At 71.5% G+C, this 18,367-nt stretch carries 17 protein-coding genes; 5 read left to right on the forward strand and 12 right to left on the reverse strand.

Annotated elements, in window-relative coordinates; all coding sequences use genetic code 11:
• Window positions 1-7: 7 nt before the first annotated feature.
• Window positions 8-1,480: an Asp-tRNA(Asn)/Glu-tRNA(Gln) amidotransferase subunit GatA gene (gene gatA, locus ACFUUZ_RS10270; protein ID WP_378694567.1), complete on the reverse strand. Its 1,473-nt coding sequence runs from the start codon at window positions 1,478-1,480 to the stop codon at window positions 8-10.
• Window positions 1,477-1,776 carry an Asp-tRNA(Asn)/Glu-tRNA(Gln) amidotransferase subunit GatC gene (gatC, locus tag ACFUUZ_RS10275; RefSeq protein WP_378694705.1) on the reverse strand — a complete coding sequence of 100 codons (300 nt, stop codon included), beginning with the start codon at window positions 1,774-1,776 and terminating at the stop codon, window positions 1,477-1,479. Before gatC ends, gatA begins: the two co-directional genes overlap by 4 nt.
• 265 nt (window positions 1,777-2,041) lie before the next feature.
• Between gatC and ACFUUZ_RS10280 the strand changes: the two genes are divergently transcribed.
• Window positions 2,042-2,689, forward strand: coding sequence for an amino acid-binding protein (locus ACFUUZ_RS10280; RefSeq protein ID WP_378694569.1), 648 nt, complete (start codon window positions 2,042-2,044; stop codon window positions 2,687-2,689).
• A gap of 30 nt (window positions 2,690-2,719) precedes the next feature.
• On the opposite strand, the gene ACFUUZ_RS10285 is transcribed toward ACFUUZ_RS10280, so the two are convergent.
• Window positions 2,720-3,043 carry a hypothetical protein gene (locus ACFUUZ_RS10285; RefSeq protein ID WP_378694571.1) on the reverse strand — a complete coding sequence of 108 codons (324 nt, stop codon included), beginning with the start codon at window positions 3,041-3,043 and terminating at the stop codon, window positions 2,720-2,722.
• Between the two features lie 29 nt (window positions 3,044-3,072).
• Window positions 3,073-4,284, reverse strand: coding sequence for an ATP/GTP-binding protein (locus tag ACFUUZ_RS10290; protein ID WP_378694573.1), 1,212 nt, complete (start codon window positions 4,282-4,284; stop codon window positions 3,073-3,075).
• A 138-nt stretch (window positions 4,285-4,422) separates the two neighbouring features.
• Here ACFUUZ_RS10290 and ACFUUZ_RS10295 point away from each other — a divergent pair, with 138 nt between their 5' ends.
• Window positions 4,423-4,809, forward strand: a complete 387-nt coding sequence (locus tag ACFUUZ_RS10295) for a hypothetical protein (RefSeq protein ID WP_378694575.1) — start codon at window positions 4,423-4,425, stop codon at window positions 4,807-4,809.
• On the opposite strand, the gene ligA is transcribed toward ACFUUZ_RS10295, so the two are convergent.
• The 4 genes from ligA to ACFUUZ_RS10315 form a co-directional block, all read right to left on the reverse strand.
• On the reverse strand, window positions 4,796-6,904 hold the full coding sequence (gene ligA / locus ACFUUZ_RS10300) for an NAD-dependent DNA ligase LigA (RefSeq protein WP_378694576.1): 2,109 nt from the start codon (window positions 6,902-6,904) through the stop codon (window positions 4,796-4,798). The two genes, ACFUUZ_RS10295 and ligA, sit on opposite strands and share 14 nt — an antisense overlap.
• A gap of 170 nt (window positions 6,905-7,074) precedes the next feature.
• Entirely contained in the window at window positions 7,075-8,115 is a 1,041-nt protein-coding gene (locus ACFUUZ_RS10305; RefSeq protein WP_378694578.1) for a methionine synthase, read from the reverse strand.
• Window positions 8,112-9,212 (reverse strand): tRNA 2-thiouridine(34) synthase MnmA, encoded by a 1,101-nt coding sequence (gene mnmA, locus ACFUUZ_RS10310; RefSeq protein WP_378694580.1) that lies wholly within the window; start codon window positions 9,210-9,212, stop codon window positions 8,112-8,114. Before mnmA ends, ACFUUZ_RS10305 begins: the two co-directional genes overlap by 4 nt.
• The gene (locus tag ACFUUZ_RS10315; RefSeq protein WP_378694582.1) at window positions 9,212-10,438 is read right to left on the reverse strand and encodes a cysteine desulfurase family protein; all 1,227 of its coding nucleotides are present in this window, start codon (window positions 10,436-10,438) and stop codon (window positions 9,212-9,214) included. The genes mnmA and ACFUUZ_RS10315 overlap by 1 nt, the downstream gene beginning before the upstream one ends.
• Window positions 10,439-10,902: 464 nt before the next feature.
• On the opposite strand from ACFUUZ_RS10315, the gene ACFUUZ_RS10320 reads away from it, so the two are divergent.
• Entirely contained in the window at window positions 10,903-12,129 is a 1,227-nt protein-coding gene (locus ACFUUZ_RS10320) for a helix-turn-helix domain-containing protein (RefSeq protein WP_378694584.1), read from the forward strand.
• A 17-nt stretch (window positions 12,130-12,146) separates the two neighbouring features.
• On the opposite strand, the gene ACFUUZ_RS10325 is transcribed toward ACFUUZ_RS10320, so the two are convergent.
• Window positions 12,147-12,866: an HAD family hydrolase gene (locus ACFUUZ_RS10325; protein ID WP_378694586.1), complete on the reverse strand. Its 720-nt coding sequence runs from the start codon at window positions 12,864-12,866 to the stop codon at window positions 12,147-12,149.
• Between the two features lie 328 nt (window positions 12,867-13,194).
• Here ACFUUZ_RS10325 and ACFUUZ_RS10330 point away from each other — a divergent pair, with 328 nt between their 5' ends.
• Window positions 13,195-13,830, forward strand: coding sequence for a vancomycin high temperature exclusion protein (locus ACFUUZ_RS10330; protein ID WP_378694588.1), 636 nt, complete (start codon window positions 13,195-13,197; stop codon window positions 13,828-13,830).
• Here ACFUUZ_RS10330 and ACFUUZ_RS10335 read toward each other — a convergent pair.
• The 3 genes from ACFUUZ_RS10335 to ACFUUZ_RS10345 form a co-directional block, all read right to left on the reverse strand.
• Window positions 13,827-14,912, reverse strand: a complete 1,086-nt coding sequence (locus ACFUUZ_RS10335) for a lysophospholipid acyltransferase family protein (RefSeq protein WP_378694590.1) — start codon at window positions 14,910-14,912, stop codon at window positions 13,827-13,829. The genes ACFUUZ_RS10330 and ACFUUZ_RS10335 overlap by 4 nt on opposite strands.
• Window positions 14,913-14,918: 6 nt before the next feature.
• Complete coding sequence (locus ACFUUZ_RS10340) at window positions 14,919-15,734, reverse strand: GNAT family N-acetyltransferase (protein WP_378694591.1); 816 nt, start codon at window positions 15,732-15,734, stop codon at window positions 14,919-14,921.
• A 205-nt stretch (window positions 15,735-15,939) separates the two neighbouring features.
• Window positions 15,940-17,289 (reverse strand): NAD(P)/FAD-dependent oxidoreductase, encoded by a 1,350-nt coding sequence (locus ACFUUZ_RS10345; RefSeq protein ID WP_378694592.1) that lies wholly within the window; start codon window positions 17,287-17,289, stop codon window positions 15,940-15,942.
• A 140-nt stretch (window positions 17,290-17,429) separates the two neighbouring features.
• Between ACFUUZ_RS10345 and ACFUUZ_RS10350 the strand changes: the two genes are divergently transcribed.
• A complete protein-coding gene (locus tag ACFUUZ_RS10350) occupies window positions 17,430-18,287 on the forward strand; it encodes a LysR family transcriptional regulator (protein WP_378694594.1) in 858 nt (285 codons plus the stop codon).
• Window positions 18,288-18,367 lie beyond the last annotated feature (80 nt).

Here is an 18,367-nt window from a genome sequence, read left to right on the forward strand (position 1 = left end):
GAGCGGATCAGGCGATCGGCCCCCGAGCCGCCTCGTACGCCGCCCCCACCCGGTACAGCCGGTCGTCGGCGAACGCGGGCGCCATGATCTGCAACCCCACCGGCATCCCGTCGTCCGCGCTGAGCCCGGACGGCACCGACATGGCCGGGTGCCCGGCCAGGTTGGTGGGCAGGGTGCAGAGGTCGGAGAGGTACATGGCGAGCGGGTCGTCCACCTTCTCGCCCAGCTTCCACGGGGTGAACGGGCTGGTCGGCGAGACCAGCACGTCGACCTGCTCGTAGGCGCGGTCGAAGTCGCGGGCGATCAGCGTGCGCACCTTGAGCGCCTGGCCGTAGTAGGCGTCGTAGTACCCGGCGGAGAGCGCGTAGGTGCCGAGCATGATGCGCCGCTTGACCTCGGGGCCGAACCCGGCCGCCCTGGTCAGCGCCATCACCTGGTCGGCGCTGTGCTTGCCGTCGTCCCCGGCGCGCAGCCCGTACCGCATGGCGTCGAAGCGGGCCAGGTTGGACGAGACCTCGGACGGCATGACCAGGTAGTAGGAGGGCAGCCCGTACTCGAAGTTCGGGCAGGACACCTCGACCACCTCGGCGCCGAGCTCCTTCAGCACCGCGACCGCGGCGTCGAAGGAGGCGAGCACGCCGGGCTGGTAGCTGTCCGAGTGCAGCTCGCGCACCACGCCGACCTTCACCCCGGCGAGATCGGCGCGCGCGCCCTCGCGGGCGGCGGCGACCACGGCCGGGACCGGCACGTCGCGCGAGGTGGAGTCGCGCGGGTCGTGCCCGGCGATCACCTCGTGCAGCAGCGCGGTGTCGAGCACGGTGCGCCCGCACGGCCCGCCCTGGTCCAGCGAGGAGGCGCAGGCGACGAGGCCGTACCGGGAGACGGTGCCGTAGGTCGGCTTGGTGCCGACGGTGGCGGTGACCGCGGCGGGCTGCCTGATCGAGCCGCCGGTGTCGGTGCCGATGGCGAGCGGCGCCTGGTAGGAGGCGAGCGCCGCGGCCGAGCCGCCGCCGGAGCCGCCGGGAATCCGGCTGGTGTCCCAGGGATTCCGGGTCGGGCCGTAGGCCGAGTTCTCGGTGGAGGAGCCCATGGCGAACTCGTCCATGTTGGTCTTGCCCAGGATCGGAATGCCCGCGGCGCGCAGCTTCGCCGTCACCGTGGCGTCGTACGGCGACATCCAGCCCTCGAGGATCTTCGAGGCGCAGGTGGTCGGCATGTCGGTGGTGGTGAAGACGTCCTTGAGCGCCAACGGAACTCCGGCCAGCGGCGAGGCAGGCGCCTCGCCCGCGGCCAGGCTCGCGTCGACTACGCGGGCGGCGGCCAGCGCCTCGTCCCGCGCGACGTGCAGGAAGGCGTTGTACTCGCCGTCCACCGCGGCGATCCGGTCCAGGTGCGCGCGGGTGACCTCCTCGGAGGAGACCTCGCGGGCGTGGATCTTCGCGGCGAGCTCGGCGGCGGAGAGCTGCGTGGGGTCGCTCATTCGCTCTCCCCCAGGATCTGCGGGACCAGGAAGCGCTGCTCCTCGGCGGCGGGCGCGCCGGAGAGCGCCTGCTCCGGGGTGAGGCTCGGCCGCACCTCGTCCAACCGGGTGACATTGGCGACCGGGTTCGGCGTCGCGGTGGCCGGGACGTCCGCGGCGGCCACCTCGGAGATGGTCCGCACGTGGCTCAGGATCGAGTCCAGCTGTCCGGCGAACTGATCCAGTTCGTCGTCGGACAGCGCGAGCCGGGACAACCGGGCGAGGTGTGCGACCTCGTCGCGGGAGATGGCGGGCACCGCGGGACCCCTTTCGGCGTCGGTGATGGTGGGTTCGAGCAGGTCGTCCCCGGCAACCTGCACCGGGGGCGAGAAGACCCGTCCAGCCTAGTCCGCACGGTTCCGCAGGCTGCGCCGCCCCGGCTGCCAGGGGGCACCCGCGCGAAATCGACTGTGGCGTACGTCACTGCGCCGAGTTCGGGTCGATAACCGCGCCTTCCGGGTGTAAGTATTGCGTGACCCGGGTATCCGTCCAGAGCCTCGGCTACCAAGGAAAGGAACGCGCGTGTCTTACCTGCTCCGCGTGCAACTTCCGGATCGCCCGGGAAGCCTCGGTGCACTCGCGCTGGCATTGGGATCGGTCGGGGCCGACATCATCTCGCTGGACGTGGTCGAGCGCGGTGCCGGGTTCGCCGTCGACGACCTCGTGGTCGACGTTCCGCCCAATGCGCTCCCGGACACCCTGATCACCGCCGCCGAATCGATCGGCGACGTCATCGTTGACTCGATCCGCCCCTACTCCGGCCTGCTCGACACGCACCGCGAGCTCGAGCTCATCGACCAGGTCGCCAATGCCCGCGACGACCGGCTGCAGGTGCTCGTGGACGGCGTCCCCCGGGTGCTGCGGGTCGGCTGGAGCACCATCATCGACACCGGGCTGCAGGGCGCGTACCGGGTGGTCGGCAGCCAGAGCGCGCCGCAGACCCAGGCCGGCTCGGCGCCGTGGCTGCCGCTGGACAAGCCGATCGTGCTCGACCCGGAATCCGAGTGGGTGCCGGAGATCTGGCGCGACATGGACACCAAGCTGGCCGCCGCGCCGCTCGGCCACCACGGCCGCGCGCTGCTGCTCGGCCGCCCCGGCGGCCCCGACTTCCGCCCCTCCGAGGTGGCCAGGCTCGGCTACCTGGCCGGGATCGTCGCCGGGGTGCTCTAGGCCCTGTCTCGGGGGCAGGCCGGGCGGGTTCTAGCCCGGCCGGACGATCTGCCAGCGGTCCGGTTTACCGGCCGGGTAGATCACCGGCAGCGTGTCGCCGATGGCGGGCCAGTGGTCGCCATCCCAGACCAGCCGCTGGTAAACCTGCGTCGCCGCCACGCCGGGGCCGGTGAGATTCCCCGTCACCGTGACGAACTGCTCGCCGAAGGCCTCCGGTCGCGGGCTCACCCCCGTGATGTACAGCGAGCCGTGCTCCGGCTCGGCGACGGGCATGCCCTTGCGCCCGCGCCGGTACAGCACCACCAGCGCGATCAGGGTGGACGCCATGATCAGCAGCATCGCGAACTCCAGCACGCCCCCACCGTACCGGGCATTCCGGGCGTTCAGTCGGCAGCGAGCTCGCTGGTGCCGTGTTCGGTGCGGCGGACGGTCCAGCCGCCACCGCCCGCGAGCGGCTCCCGGCCGGTGAAGATCAACTGGGCACCACGGGAATTGGTCTCCGGGGCACGGAAGAGCCCGATCAGGCGCTGGGCGGTGGCGGCGGGGAGCGCCGCGTCGAGGTCGTCGACGGCGAGCACCCGGCCGGTGTCGAGCGCGTCGAGCACGGCGGGGAGCAGCCGCAGCAGCGCCAGCACCGAGGCGGGCTCGTCGGCGAGCTCGAACGGGGTCGCGATCCCGGCGTGCGCGAGCCGGACACCGGGGCCGGAGCGCGCCGCCATCCGGGCGAAGAGCGCGTCCCGCGCCCCGCGCAGCGCGGTGAGCTCCCTGGCCAGCGCGGTCTCGGTGAGCCCGTGCTGCCGGAGCAGCAGCTCGGCGTGGCCGGGGCGGGTGGCGCACAGCTCGAGCTGCTCGGCGCCGCCCGCCAGGTCGCGGTCGAGTTCGGCGAGGTAGTCGGCGTAGCGCGGGTCCGGCTCGGGGAGCAGCAGGTCGGTGATGCCGAGCCCGGCCTCCCCGGTCAGCTCCAGCAGCCGGAGCGCGCCGCGCGGGGACCGGGAGAGGTAGCCGCCGAGCCGCAGCGCGACCGCGTCCGGGTCGAGCGGGCCGCGCTGCACCTCGAGCAGCGCGGCGAACCAGCGGTAGGCGGGCACCAGCGCCTCGGCGTCCAGCTGCCCGGCCAGCGCGAGCAGCAGCGCGTTCGGCCGGACCAGCGGCACCACCGCGCCGAGCCCGAACCGCGCCGCCTCGAAGGTCGGCCCGATCCGCACCTGCTCGCCCGCGCGCTCGAAGACGATCCGCTTCCGCCCGCGCGGGTGCGTGTGCAGCCACTCGGCCGCGACGTCGGCGTCGGTGAGCCGGAAGCCGTAGCTGTACGGCACGCCCTCGGCGACGAAGCCGGCGACGAACTCGGTGGGCCGCTCCGGGAAGCTCGGGTGCGGGGTGCGCGGCGGCCCGGCGTAGGGGTCCCAGCCGGTCACCGAGTGCAGCACCGCGTCCCGCATGCGGTCCAGCGCGTCCAGCAGGTTCGACTTCCCGGCGGCGGGCGCCCCGGTGATCCTGGTGACCGGCACCGCGACCGAGCCGCTGCCGCGGGCGGGCCGCAGCTCCTGCGGATCGGCCAGCGACCTGTGGTTCGTCACCCGGAAACTGCGCAGCATCCGGCTATCGTCGCAGCCTGCACCCGGCGGGCGGGAGCCGGGCGGGGTAGCATCCCTGCTGCCACGGCCGGTGCGCATCCACGCCGATGCCGCGCCCGTGGCCCGCCCTGCCCGACCGTTGCGAACAGGTGGTCGCCCATGAACCAGCACACTGCCGTCACCGCCGTGGCCGAGCCGCAGCCCGCCTCGCTCCCGGTGCGGCTCGCCGCCGGTGGTGGCTGCGCGGTCGCCGCCGTCGCGCTCGGGCTGGTGCTCGCCGCTCCGGAGGCCGCGGCCGATTTCGAGTGCGGGGAGGGCAACGCCCGCATCTTCTTCCACGACACCACCTACACCTGCCAGTCCGGCAGCGTCACCTACGGCCTGAGCCCCGCCGTGGTGAAGGTCTGCTCGAACAGCGGCTCGAATGTCGTCGTCGAGGTGCAGAGCGAGCGGAAGAAGCTGCGCCGCACCGTGGAGCTGAGCAACAACCACTGCGCCAAGTTCGACCCGAAGGGCACCACCGGCGCCGTCGTCACGGTGCGCTGAGCGGCTCCTCCGCCTCGGCGGGGCGGACCGCGTCCGGCCCTTCCGCGAGCAGGGTGCGGAACCCCGCCTCGTCCAGGATCGGCACCCCGAGCTCCTCGGCCTTCGCGGCCTTGCTCCCCGGCGCCTCGCCGACCACGACGAACGCCGTCTTCTTCGACACCGACCCCGCCGCCTTGCCGCCGCGCGCCAGGATCGCCTCCCTGGCCTCGTCCCGGGAGAAACCGGCGAGCGAGCCGGTGACCACGATCGACAGCCCGGTCAGGTTCCGCTCGATCCCGGCATCCCGCTCGTCCGCCATCCTGACCCCGGCGGCGCGCCACTTCTCGACGATCGCGCAGTGCCAGTCCACGGTGAACCACTCGGCCACCGCCGCCGCGATGGTCGGGCCGACGCCGTCGGCGGCGGCGAGCTGCTCGAGCGTCGCGGCCTCGATCCGCGCCATCTCGCCGAACTCGGCGGCCAGCGCCCGCGCCGCGGTGGGCCCGACGTGCCGGATGGAGAGCGCGACCAGCACCCGCCAGAGCGGCCGGTCCTTGGCCGCGTCCAGGTTCGCCAGCAGCCGCCTGCCGTTCGCCGAGAGGCTACCGTTCTTGTTCACGAAGAGCGCGGTGCCGAGCAGCCGCCGCTCGTCCAGGTCGAAGAGGTCACCCTCGTCGGTGATGGCGCCGGAGCGCAACAGCTCGATGGCGGCCTCGTAGCCGAGCGCCTCGATGTCGAAGGCGCCGCGCCCGGCCACGTGGAACACCCGCTCGCGCAGCTGGGCCGGGCAGGAGCGGGTGTTCGGGCAGCGGATGTCGGCGTCGCCCTCCCGCTCCGGAGCCAGCGGCGTGCCGCACTCCGGACAGTGCGTCGGCATCTCGAAGGCGCGGGCGTCCGCGGGCCGCGCGTCAACCACCGGACCCAGTACCTCGGGAATCACGTCACCTGCCTTGCGGATGGTGACGGTGTCGCCGATGAGCACCCCCTTCCGCACCACCTCGGCGGCATTGTGCAGCGTCGCCATGGAGACCGTCGACCCCGCGACCGACACCGGCGCCATCACCGCGAACGGCGTCACCCGCCCGGTGCGCCCGACATTCACCTTGATGTCGAGCAGCGTGGTCGTCGCCTCCTCCGGCGGGTACTTGAAGGCGATGGCCCAGCGCGGCGCGCGCGAGGTGGAGCCGAGCCTGCGCTGCAGCGCGACTTCGTCCACCTTGATCACCTGGCCGTCCAGCTCGTGCTCGATATCGTGCCGGTGCTCGCCCCAGTAGGCGACCCGCTCGATCACCGCGTCGATGCCGCGCACCCGCCTGGTGTGCGGGGAGACCGGCAGCCCCCAGGCGGCCAGCGCGTCGTACGCCTCGGACTGCGAGGCGGGCGCGTATCCGCGGATCCGCCCGAAGCCGTGGCAGATCATCCGCAGCCTGCGCCGGGCGGTGACCGCCGGGTCCTTCTGCCGGAGCGAACCGGCCGCGGTGTTGCGCGGGTTCGCGTACGGCGGCTTGCCGTCGGCGACGATGGCGGCATTGAGCACCTCGAAGTCCTCGAGCCGCAGGTAGACCTCGCCGCGCACCTCGAGCAGCTCCGGAATCGGGTGGTCGTCGCTCGGCGCGAGCTCGGTCGGGATGTCGGAGATGGTTCGCGCGTTCAGCGTGACGTCCTCGCCGGTCCGCCCGTCCCCCCTGGTGGCGCCGCGCTCCAGCTTCCCGTTCCGATAGACCAGGTTCAGCGCGACGCCATCGATCTTCACCTCGCACAGGTAGTGCAGGTCCGGCCCGGTCTCCGCCTCCACCCTGGTCGCCCAGGCGCGCAGCTCGTCCAGGTCGAAGACATTGTCCAGCGAGAGCATCCGCTCCAGGTGGTCCACCGGCGTGAAGTCGGTCGCGAAACCCCCGCCGACCAGCTGCGTCGGCGAATCCGGCGTCCGCAGGTCCGGGTGCTCGTCCTCCATCTGTTGGAGGCGGCGCAGCAGCGTGTCGAACTCGCCGTCGGAGACGATCGGCGCATCCCGCACGTAGTAGCGGAACTGGTGCTCACGCACCTCGTCCGCGAGCTGCTGCCACGCGCGCTGCTCCTCGGCCGTGGCCGGAGCGGGGGCCTCGGGTTCGGTCACAATTGGCACGATAGTCCAGGGGTATGACCTATCCGGGACGGATCGCCGCACGTCGGCGCAGTGCGCGTAGGTCGGCGCCGGGGACCCGGCCCAGCGCTCAGGCGAACTCCGACCGATCGCAACGCGGAAACCAGTCGAGCGCGAAGCAGGCGACATACACGTCCGCGGACCTACTCCGCGCCGAGCGTCTCCGGTTCCTCGGTATAGGCGCGTGCAATATCCGCGGTGAGATCCAGCGCCCGCCGCGCCCACTCGGGAGTCGCCCCCGCCAGCCCACAGGCCGGACTCACCAGCACCCGCTCGGCCAGCGTCCGCCGCGGAAACCCGAGCCGATCCACCAGCCGAACCCCGGGCTCGGCAAGCTCCCGCCACCCCGGCTTCCCAGCGGGCGCCGTGCTCGGCACCAACCCGAGAACCAGCATCTTCCCGGCATCCAGCGTCTCGCCGACACCGTCCAGATCAGCGGTACGCAATACCCCCACGTCGATAGCGAGCGCACCGGCCGCACTGGAACGGAAGAGCGAAAGCGGCGGCGGCTCAGCACAGCTGTGCACCACCACGGGCACGGACTGCGCCCGAATCACGGTATCGAGCAGGTCGAGCGCCTCGGGCTCGGGCAGCGACCGCACCGTGTCCAGCACACTCACTCCGCGCAGCGACCCCTCCAGCACCGCCCCGGCGAGCGGCTCGTCGAGTTGCAGCACAACCGGCGCATTCAGCCGCTTCCCTACCTCGGCCACATGCCGTGCCAGCCCCTCGGCCAGCGATTCCGCGAGATCACGCCGCGCACCGGAATCGGTGAGCACCCGATGCCCGTGCCCGAGCTCGACCTCGGCAGCCAAGGTCAGTACGCCAGCGGCCTGCACCTTCACCACCCGCCCGCTCCCGGGCGCCCCCGCTTTCTCCCACGCCTCCTCGAGCGCGTCCAGATCGGTCCGCAACAGATCCCGCGCCTGCCGCGCGACCCCACCCGCCCGCGCCGCGAACCGGTATCCGCGGGTCGTACTGTCGAACGGCAGATCCACCAGCAGCGCACACCCGCGCCCGACCAGATCGGCCCCGACCCCGCGCCCGGGCAACTCCACCAGATGCGCCAGCCCCGGCAACTCCCCCACCACGGTCGCCGCGGCCTCTCGCGGATCCGTCCCCGGCCACGACCCGACCCCCGTCGCGATCCCGCCGCGCAGCGCGGCCTCGACCCCGGCGCTCACCGCGCGTCGGCCAGCGGCACGGCGCTGTCGGTCCCCGCGATGGTCCCGCTGCCGATGACCTCGTCCCCGGCGCTGTCCGGCCGGTACAGCACCGCGGCCTGCCCCCGCGCCACCCCGGTCAACGGCTCCCGCAACCGCACGGTCAACCCGCCGTCGGTGGCCTCCGCCACCGCGGGCGCCAGCCCACCGTGCGCCCGCACCTGCACCACGCAGTCGATGGCGCTCTCCGGCGCGGCACCGGAGGTCCAGATCGCCCGCTCGGCGCGCACCGTCCACACCTGCAGCTCCTCGGCCGACCCCACCCGGACCTCGCCCGAGTCCGGATCGATCCCGGTCACGTACCGCGGCTTCCCATCCGGCCCCGGCCCCGGCAACCCGAGCCCCTTGCGCTGCCCGATGGTGAACCCGTGCACCCCCTCGTGCTCGGCCAGCTTGCGCCCGTCGGCATCCACCACCGCACCCGGCCGAATCCCGATCTTCGCCCCGAGAAACGCTCTGGTGTCCCCGGACGGAATGAAGCAGATGTCGTGACTGTCCGGCTTGTCCGCGACAGCGAGCCCCCGCGCGGCGGCCTCGGCGCGGATCTCCGACTTCGGCGTATCCCCCACCGGGAACATGGCCCGGCTCAACTGCTCGGCGGTCAGCACCGCGAGCACGTACGACTGATCCTTGTCCGCATCGACGGCGCGGCGCAGCACCCCGTCCTCGAGCCGCGCGTAGTGCCCGGTGGCCACGGCGTCGAACCCGAGCGCGACCGCCCGATCCGCCAGGGCCGAGAACTTGATCTTCTCATTGCAGCGCAGACACGGATTCGGCGTCTCACCCGCGGCGTAGGAGGCGACGAAGTCATCGATCACGTCCTCCTTGAACCGGTCCGCGAAATCCCACACGTAGAACGGAATCCCGAGCACATCGGCGGCCCGCCGCGCATCCCCGGCGTCCTCCTTCGAGCAGCAGCCCCGCGACCCCGTGCGCAGCGTGCCCGGGGTGGCCGACAGCGCCAGGTGCACCCCCACCACGTCGTGCCCGGCGTCGACGGCCCGCGCCGCCGCCACCGCGGAGTCGACACCGCCGCTCATCGCGGCGAGAACCCGCATCAGTACGCTCCCTTCGCGCTCGTGAGCCCGGCCGCCCTGGCCCGCTCCACCACTCCCGGCAGCACCGTGAGCAGCGTCTGCACATCGTCGTCGGTGGAGGTGTGCCCCAGCGAGAAGCGCAGCGAGCAGCGCGCCTGCCACGGCTCGACCCCCATCGCCACCAGCACGTGGCTCGGCCCCGCCACCCCCGCCGTGCAGGCCGAACCGGTCGAGCACTCGATCCCGGCGGCGTCCAGCAGCATGAGCAGCGAATCGCCCTCACAGCCCGGGAAGGTGAAGTGCGCATTCCCCGGCAGCCGCAGCTCCCCGGCCGGGCCGTTCAGCACCGCCTCGGGGTCGACCGCCCGCACCCCCTCGATCAGGGCGTCCCGCAGCGTCCGCAGCTCCTTGGTCCGGGCGGGCAGCTCCTCCGCGGTCTGCCGCAGCGCCGCCGCCAGCCCCACCGCACCCGGGATATCCGACGTCCCCGACCGCAGATCCCGCTCGTGCCCGCCACCGTGCAGTAGCGGAACACACGGCACCTGCCTGCCCAGCAGCAGCACCCCGACCCCGTGCGGCCCGCCCACCTTGTGCCCCGCGAAACTCGCCGCCGCCAGCCCCGCTGCCCCGGTGTCGATCGGCAGCTGCGCCGCCGCCTGCACCGCATCGCTGTGCATGGGCACGCCGAACTCCCGCGCCACCGCCGTCAGCTCCGCGACCGGCGCGATCGTCCCCACCTCGTTGTTCGCCCACATGAGCGTGACCAGCGCGACCTCGTCACCGTGCGCCTCCAGCGCCGCCCGCAGCACCGCGGGCGTCACGAACCCCTCGCCGTCCGCCGCCAGCCAGGTGACCTCGGCACCCTCGTGCCGCTCCAGCCACTCCACCACGTCCAGCACCGCATGGTGCTCGGTCGCTCCGACCAGGATCCGCCGCCGCTTGGGCTCGGCATCCCGCCGCGCCCAGAAGATGCCCTTGATCGCCAGATTGTCGCTCTCGGTCCCCCCCGAGGTGAAGATCACCTCGGACGGCCGGGCGCCCAGATCCGCCGCGATCGACTCCCGCGCCTCCTCCAGCATCCTGCGCGCCGCCCGCCCCGACCCGTGCAGGGAGGAGGCGTTACCGACCCGGCCGAGGGCAGCGGTCATCGCCTCGAGGGCGGCGGGATACATCGGTGTCGTTGCCGCGTGATCGAGGTAGACCGTCTTGGGCACCGCGCGCGGGGTGCCAGGGCAAGCCGACATCATGACCATCAAAGGATAGCGGCCCGGCTCCGCGCGTTATTCCCCGCTGCGCGCTGCCGCGCTGGAGTCCGCGGTCACAGCTGCTACGGTCGCGGCACAGCGACCGCTTATCGCTCCGAGCCGTTCCGGGGTGCGAGGGCGGTGAGCACGGCGGCGAACACGGTCCCCGCGAAATCCCAGCCGCCGAGTAGGCCCGCGCCGACCGCTGCGCCGGTAGCCACCACGAGTACGACGACCGGATGCATCGGGCCCCGCGGTCCGGGCGGCGGCAGCGACCGAGAGTTCTCGTCCACCGGAGGCGGATCTATTGTCATGATCGGAGCCTTTCCTTCCATTCCGCATTCACCAGCGGATCCATTGCGGGCAAGCTGTCGCCGGCCCGCGTGCTCACATGGTGGCAACCGCGAATCCTGTGCACCGTCAAAGAACTGACGGTTTGTCCCGCTGTCCGCAATACACTCGAGAGGGTGGCTGACAGCGACAGCGCCGCACTATCCATCGGCTCGCGGATACGGCGATCGCGGCGAAGCAGAGAAATGAGTCAGGCCACCCTCGCCGGGTTGGTCGACAGGTCCGAGTCGTGGATGCGGGGCATCGAGGCCGGGCGCCTGAAACTGGTCAAACACTCGGTCATCGAACGGCTCGCTGACGTGCTCGAGGTCGACGCGGCGTGGCTGTTGGGGATTCCGTTGGAGATCGGCAAAGACACCGGGCACAGCGCCATCCCCGCACTGCGCGCCGCGCTCAGGAGAACCGGCCTCAGCCTCGCGGGTCACCCCGGCCTGCGTCCGGTCGCGCCACCGTCGCTACTGACGGAGTTGCGCGTGGACGTCGACCGCATAACGCGGCGCAGGCAAGCCGCCAATCTGCTCGAGGTGATGCGTCAACTGCCCGACCTGACGGAGTCTCTGAACACCGGAACCCTGCTGAGTTCGGGCCGGGAGCGCGATGCCGTCGACGTCCTGCTGATCGAGACCTCGCACGTCGCCAGAACCGTCCTCAACCAGCTCGGATACCACGACTTGGCCTGGACCGCGGTCGAGAACGCGGCCACCGCCGCCGCCCGACTCGGCGATCCGCTCATGAGCGCCTGTTCGGCTTGGGACCGCTGCGGCGTACTGCTGCACACCGGGTCGGTGGACGAGGCCTTCGCCGTTGCCGAAGCGGCACTGCTCGGGCTGCAGGAGCAGTTGGCTACGCCGAGCCCTCAGGTTCTCTCGCTCTGGGGCGCGCTGCATCTGCGCTGTGCCGTCGCATCGGCGCGTCGCCTGGATGCGGCGGCGGCGTGGATGCACCTGCGCGAAGCGGAGGACGCCGCCGCGCGGCTCGGCGTTGACCGCAACGACTTCCAAACAGTATTCGGCCCGAGCAATTGCGGAATACACGCTGCGGAAATCGCCGTCGCGTTGCACCAGCCTCACATTGCGGTGCAACGCCACGCCGCTATCGATGTGACGAACTTGAGTTCGAAGGAACGACACACCCGGCATCGCATCGAGATGGCCCGTGCCTACGGTCAGCTCAAACACGATGCCGCCGCGGTGGAGGAATTGACCCTGGCGATCCGCCTCGCCCCGCACTACGTCTACAACCACCCGATGGTGCGCGACCTGGTCGACGAGCTGTGCCGTCGGGGCAGACCGAGCGCCGTGGACAGCGGGCTCGGCGCGATCGAACGGGCAATGCGCCAGTGACCTTCTCGCGGACTCCCCTAGTGGGCTGCGGAACCCGCTAGTTCGGGCTGCTCGACCGGCCGAACCGCGGCCGTGACGAGATCCAGGCGGCAGTCCCGCGGGTCGCGCAGGGTCGGAACGAGCAGGGTGCGCATGCCGACATCGACGGCAGCTCCGTCGCGGGACGGCCGGTCACCCACCATCAGGGTTTCCTCGGCGGAGGTGCCGAGGTCGGTGAGGGCTCGCAGGAAGATGCGGGGATCGGGCTTCTGCAGGCCGCACTGGAAGGACATGACGAAGGTTTCGACGCGGTCGAGCAGGCCGGCTTCGGCGAACAGCGGGCGGATGTCGAAGTGGATGTTGCTGAGTATTCCGATTTTGCAATCGTTGGCGCGGAGAGCGTCGAAAGTCGATGCGGTGTCGTCGGCGAAATGGTTGTAGGAGGGGTCGGAATCGATATCCCAGAGCGCGTCCGCTACCTCGCTGTCGAGGTTGGCGTCCTCGAACACCCCGTAGAAGGTCTCGCGGTGGCGTTCGGTGCTGGTATTACCGTGCGGCGACTGCAGGCGCTGCTTCAATTCGGGTGTGTGGATCGCCGCGAGAACCTCGGTGACGGCGTCGCGATCGGAGCTGCGTCCGGCACGGCGCAATGCTTCCGCAACCCAGCCCTTCGGGTCGAGCTCTGAGACGAGAGTGCCTCTCCAGTCGAATACGACCGCTCGGATTTCTCTGGTTTTTCGGCAATTTGTGGGCGTCACCGGTGCAGATTAGCGGGTGCACCGCCGAGCCCAAAAATGCCCCAATCTTCCTGTAACCGGTGGTAATACAACAGCGCTCGGCCCGCGGCGCCGAATTCGCGACTCAGCACGCGCGCGACCCCGCCGTTCTCCTTCCCTCGGGAAGGTCGAACCCTCGATCGATTCGAGGCGGCGAGGCGACCTGCGCGGATGAGCTGCCCGACAGCTATGCCATGACCGGCGCATCTCGCGCGAACTGTCGGGGGACAGACAGGGACGGCAGACTGGTCCCATGACGGAACGAGGGGACGCACGGCGACGGTGGCTGCGGCCGCGGACGCTGGTGCGCGTGGGAGCGATTTCGACACTGGCGGTCGCGGTGGTGGCGGCGAGCGCGGTCGGCTGGGTGCGGTGGCGCGGCGCCGGGACGGACCACACGGTGGCCTCCGTGCCCGCTGCGGACGTGGCGATCGTGTTCGGGGCGCAGATCTACGAGAAGGTCGGGGAGCCTTCGCCGTATCTGGCGGCGCGGCTGGAGATCGGGCGCGAGCTGCTGGCTGCGGGGAAGGTGAAGGCGGTGCTGGTGACCGGGGACAACAGCACGCCCGAGCACGACGAGCCGACGGTGATGCGGGACTACCTGGTGCGCACGGGGGTGCCGGAGCGGAAGGTGGCGCTGGACTACGCGGGGTTCGACACGTATCAGTCCTGCGTGCGGGCGAAGGAGATCTTCGGGGTGACGAGCGCGATCGTGGTGACGCAGGACTTCAGCATGCCGCGCACCATCGCGCTGTGCCGCACGGCGGGGATCGCGACCGAGGGGGTGGCGGACAACGATCAGCCGCGCAATGGGATCTGGTGGAAGTGCTACGTGCGGGACCAGTTGGCGGCGAGTAAGGCGGCGATCGCCATGATCACGCGGCCCGCACCTCGCTTCCTGGGGAACCAGGAAACGAGTGTGCGGGACGCGATGAATGCTCCCTAGCGGGTAGCGGCGGCCTTGCGGCGGCCGGGCAGCAGGCGGCGCGGGCGGCGCACCTCCGGCTCGGCGGCGTCGAGATCCGGGTCCTGGACGCGGGTGGTGCCCGCTTCGATCCAGCTGCCGTGGGTGGAGCTGCCTGCGCCGCGGACGGCGCGCTCGACGCGGCGGGCCAGGTCGCGGCGGTCGTCGCCGGGCTGTTCGCGCGGTTCCAGGATGACCTCGGCGACCATGCCGCGGGCGCGGAGGACGCGGGCGGCGGAGGTGGTGAAGCTGTCGTCGCCGATGAAGGCGGGGACGGTGCATGTGCCGCCCGTGCTGTGGCGGTAGGCGAGGCGGATCGGCTGGACCGGGGTGTTCGCGTCGATGGCGGCCTGGAAGAGGGCGGGGCGCAGGGTGCCGTAGGCGCGGCCGCACCAGGTGGTGCCCTCGGGGAAGGCGGCTACGCGGTCGCCCGCCAGCAGGCGGTCGCGGAGCTGCGTCACCACGTCGGGGAGCTTGCGAAGGCTCTCGCGTTCGATGGGGATGACGCGCATGCGGACGGCGAGCTTGCCCAGCAGGGGCCATTCGAGCATGTCGGCTCGGGCGACGAAGCCGAGAGGCTGGACTGCTGCCAGCACGAGGACGTCGGACCAGCTGACGTGGCCTGCGATGATCAGGGCGCCTTTTCCGGGTTCGGCATATCGCGTCCGCTTCGCGGCTCGACTGGATTCGGCGCCGGCGCCGGGGTGTGCGGCGTTCCGGTCCGGCGCGAGGTCGGCGTTGGGGTCGATCGCGGAGACCGGTGCCAGCGCGTCGAGGGTCGGCTGCGGGGCATCGCGGTTGTCGATCACCGAGAGCCGGATGCCGAGGACGCTCAGCATGGCGCGGGCGTAGCCGCGGTGCAGCGGCTCCCGGCGGCTCGCGGGGGTCAGGCCGTTCACCACGGGGAAGCTGAGCAGCAACCCGGCGACCCCGGCGACCCTGGCCGCCACCCGGACACGGCCGACCCGGTCGCCCTCGTCGATGCACCCGACCCCGCACGGACTGGCGGGCATCCAGGAGTGCACAGCGGCACCCTGGGGCGCGGCGAAGATCTCGGTCACCATGAGCGATCAGCCTCCGAAGCCGGCGGCTGCGTCCTGCAGCCGATTCAGGTAGCGGGTGTTGATGGTGGAGAGGCCGAGCATCACGACGAAGTCGGCGACGGCGAAGTCCGGGTCGTGCGCGGGCTCGCCGCAGACCTCCGCGCCGAGGCGGAGGTAGCCGCTCATCAGCGGCGGGAGCTTGGGGCGGCGGGGGGCGGGGAGTTCGTCGAGCGCGCGACCGTCGACCACGACCGGGTTGTACGGCCGGACCCGGCGCTCGCTCGCGTGCTTCGCCATGACCAGGTCGCGCACGCCGCGCACGTTCACCCCGGCGGCGTCCTCCGGCTTGTCCCGCATGGGAACCGAGACGCAGCCCATGACCCATTCGTGCCCGGTGAGCTGGATGTAGTGCAGGATTCCCGCCCACATGAGCGTGACGACCGAGCCGTTGCGGTGCTCGGGCAGCACGCAGGCGCGGCCCATCTCGACGATCCGGTTGCCGTGCGGGTCGAGTGCGCTCAGGTCGAATTCGGTGGCGGTGTAGTAGCCGCCCGCGGCCGCGGCCTTGTCCGGCGGGAGCATGCGGTAGCAGCCGACGTACTCGCCGCTCGCTTCGTCGCGGACCAGCAGGTGGTCGCAGAATTCGTCGAAGCGGTCGGCGTCGAGGCCGGTGCCGGTGTCGGGGATGGTGAAGCCGGGCTCGTCGGCGAACACGCGGTAGCGCAGCCGCTGCGCGGCCTCGCGGTGCTCGGCGTCGGACGAGACGACCAGGGCGTAGCGGGCTCTTTCCACCCCCGCGTCCGTCGGTCGAGCCGGGGCTGTCAACACGGACGAGATACTCATGTACCCGATGAACGCACCCGGAAACTGCCCTGCGGCGTCCGCGTGGTGTCAGGCGCGTGCCCGTTCGGTTAACGAGATATTGGTCACACCAGCTGTTCACCGGGTCGTCGGCACGGGTTCTTCCACCGGTGTGACCCCCGATGCCGGGCGCCCGAAATGCGACGATCGCGCCGCCCGAGGGGGACGGCGCGATCGGTCGAGACGGTCAGGCAGCCAGCCGTTCCCGTTCCAGCGCGGCGATCTCCTCCGGCTCGACCTCGTCGAAACCGGGGCGGCCGGTGCCGATGAAGGCGACCAGCCAGGAGACCACGGCGGCGAACCGGTTCCGGAAGCCGACCAGGTACATGAGGTGCACCGCGAGCCACATGAACCAGGCGATGAAGCCGCGGAAGGTGATGCGCTCGTTGAGCTTCACCACGGCGCTGAACCGGCTGATCACCGCCATGCTGCCCTTGTCCCAGTAGTGGAACGCGGTGCCGGGCTGCTTGCGCCTGGTGATGATGTCGGCGACGTGCCTGCCCTCCTGCATGGCGACCGGCGACTGGCCGGGGTAGCCGTTCAGCGAGGTCATGTCGCCGATGGCGTAGATGTCGGCGTAGCCGCCGACGGTCAGGTCCGGGTTCACCAGGAGCCTGCCCGCGCGGTCGGTGGCGACGCCGGTGGCCGCGGCCAGCACCGTCGCGAAGCCGCCCGCCTGCACGCCCGCCGACCAGACCACGGTCTCGGCGGGCAGCGTGCGCTCGGCGCCCGACTTGTCCTTGACGGTGACCGAGCCGTGCTCGATGTCGGTGACGAAGGTGCCGAGCAGCACCTCGACGCCGCCGCCTGCCAGCGACTCCTTCGCGTACTCCGAGAGCCCGCCGCCGAACGGCGGGAGCACCGCGCCCGCGCCCTCGACCAGGGTCACCGAGATCTCCTGGTGGTAATGGCGCTTGGCGAGCTCCTTCAGCTGGCCCGCGACCTCGACGCCGGTCGCGCCCGCGCCGACCACGACGAAGCTGAGCAGCCTGCGCGCGGTCTCGGCATCGGCGTGCTTCGCCTCCGAGAAGACCCGCTCGATCTGCGCGCGCAGCGCCTTGGCGTCGTCGATGGTCTTGAGCGAGAACGTCTTCTCCGCGAAGTCGTCGCGGCCGAAGTAGGACTGGCTGGCGCCGGTGGCCGCGATCAGCGAGCCGTAGCGGAGCCTGCGCTGGATGCCGTTCGGGGTGGCGTAGGTGAGCACTGCGGTGGCCGGGTCGACGGCGACGACGGTGCCGTGCCTGACATCGGCCTCCTCGTGCCTGCGCAGCACCGAGGCGATGGGCGGGGCGATCTCGCCGGACTCCAGCACACCGGTGGCGACCTGGTACAGCAGCGGCTGGAAGAGGTGCTCCCTGGTGCTGGAGATCAGCACGAAGTTGATGCCCGCCCTGGCGAGCCGCTTGGCGGCGGCCAGGCCGCCGAAGCCCGAGCCGACGATGACGACGTCGGCGTGTTCGACGTTCTCGGTACCGAGCGGAGTGGTGTCCGCCCCGCCGGCCAGGACGGGTGTGGTGTCGGCCAACGGCTGTTCCATGATCGGTGTCCCCTCACCAGGTGCAGTGTTCGTTTCCTTCTCTCATTACTAACCGTCATTCATATCGGAGATATTTCACCCGTTGGAGCGCATAATGGTGATGACTCTTATCTGACTCGCTCATGAATAGGGGACTTTGCGTGGAGCTGCGTCAGCTGGCATACTTCGTCGCCGTCTGCGAGGAGCTGAGCTTCAGCCGCGCCGCCGCGCGCTGCTTCATCTCGCAGTCGGCCATCAGCCACCAGATCGCCCGGCTGGAGCGCGACCTCTCCGTCCAGCTCTTCGAGCGGACCACCCGCGCCGTGGTGCCGACGGATGCCACCACCCGGCTGCTGCCGCTGGCCAAGCAGATGCTGAGCCTGGAGTCGGCGATCCGGGCGGCGGTGCGGACCACCGGCAGCCGGATCCGGCTGGCGGCGAACATGTCGTTCGCCACCCGTTCGCTCTCCGCCATCGCCGGGGCGAGGGAGGCGCACCCGGGGGCGGAGATCGAGTTCGTGATCAAACCGTTCCGGCAGCGGATCTCGGCGGTCGCGGACGGCGACTGCGATCTGGCGCTGGTCCGCGGCTCGGTCGACCAGCCTGGGCTCGCGGTGGAGCAGCTGTGGGTCGAGGAGCTGATGCTGGCGGTGGCGCCCGCGCATCCGCTGGCGTGGCGCACCAATGTGACGCTGCGCGAGCTGAGCGACTTCCCGCTGCTGCTTCCCCCGGAGTCGGAACAGGTGCTGCTGCACACCGTGATTCGCTCGGCCTTCGCCGACCTGCCGGTCGGGCCCACCTACGGGCCGCCGATTCCCGCGGATCACACCGCCACCATGGAGTTGATCAACCACCCCGATGCGTGGACGGTGCTCTACGCGCACAGCCCGACCGACGGGATCGCCACCGTCGAGCTCGCCGATCACCGGCTGCGGGTGCCGGTGAACGCCGTGATCCGCGCCGAGGCGCGGCAGTCGCCGGTGCTCACGACCCTGCTGGCGGCGCTGCACAGCGCGTGAACGCCCGCGTCGGGCCGAGCATCCGGGGTAGCGAGCGGGCCGGTGAGCGCGGCGATGGCCGGCGCCAAGGGCGGGCGGCG

Origin of the sequence: Nocardia sp. NPDC057353 (assembly GCF_042667085.1) — a bacterium.
GTDB lineage: Bacteria > Actinomycetota > Actinomycetes > Mycobacteriales > Mycobacteriaceae > Nocardia.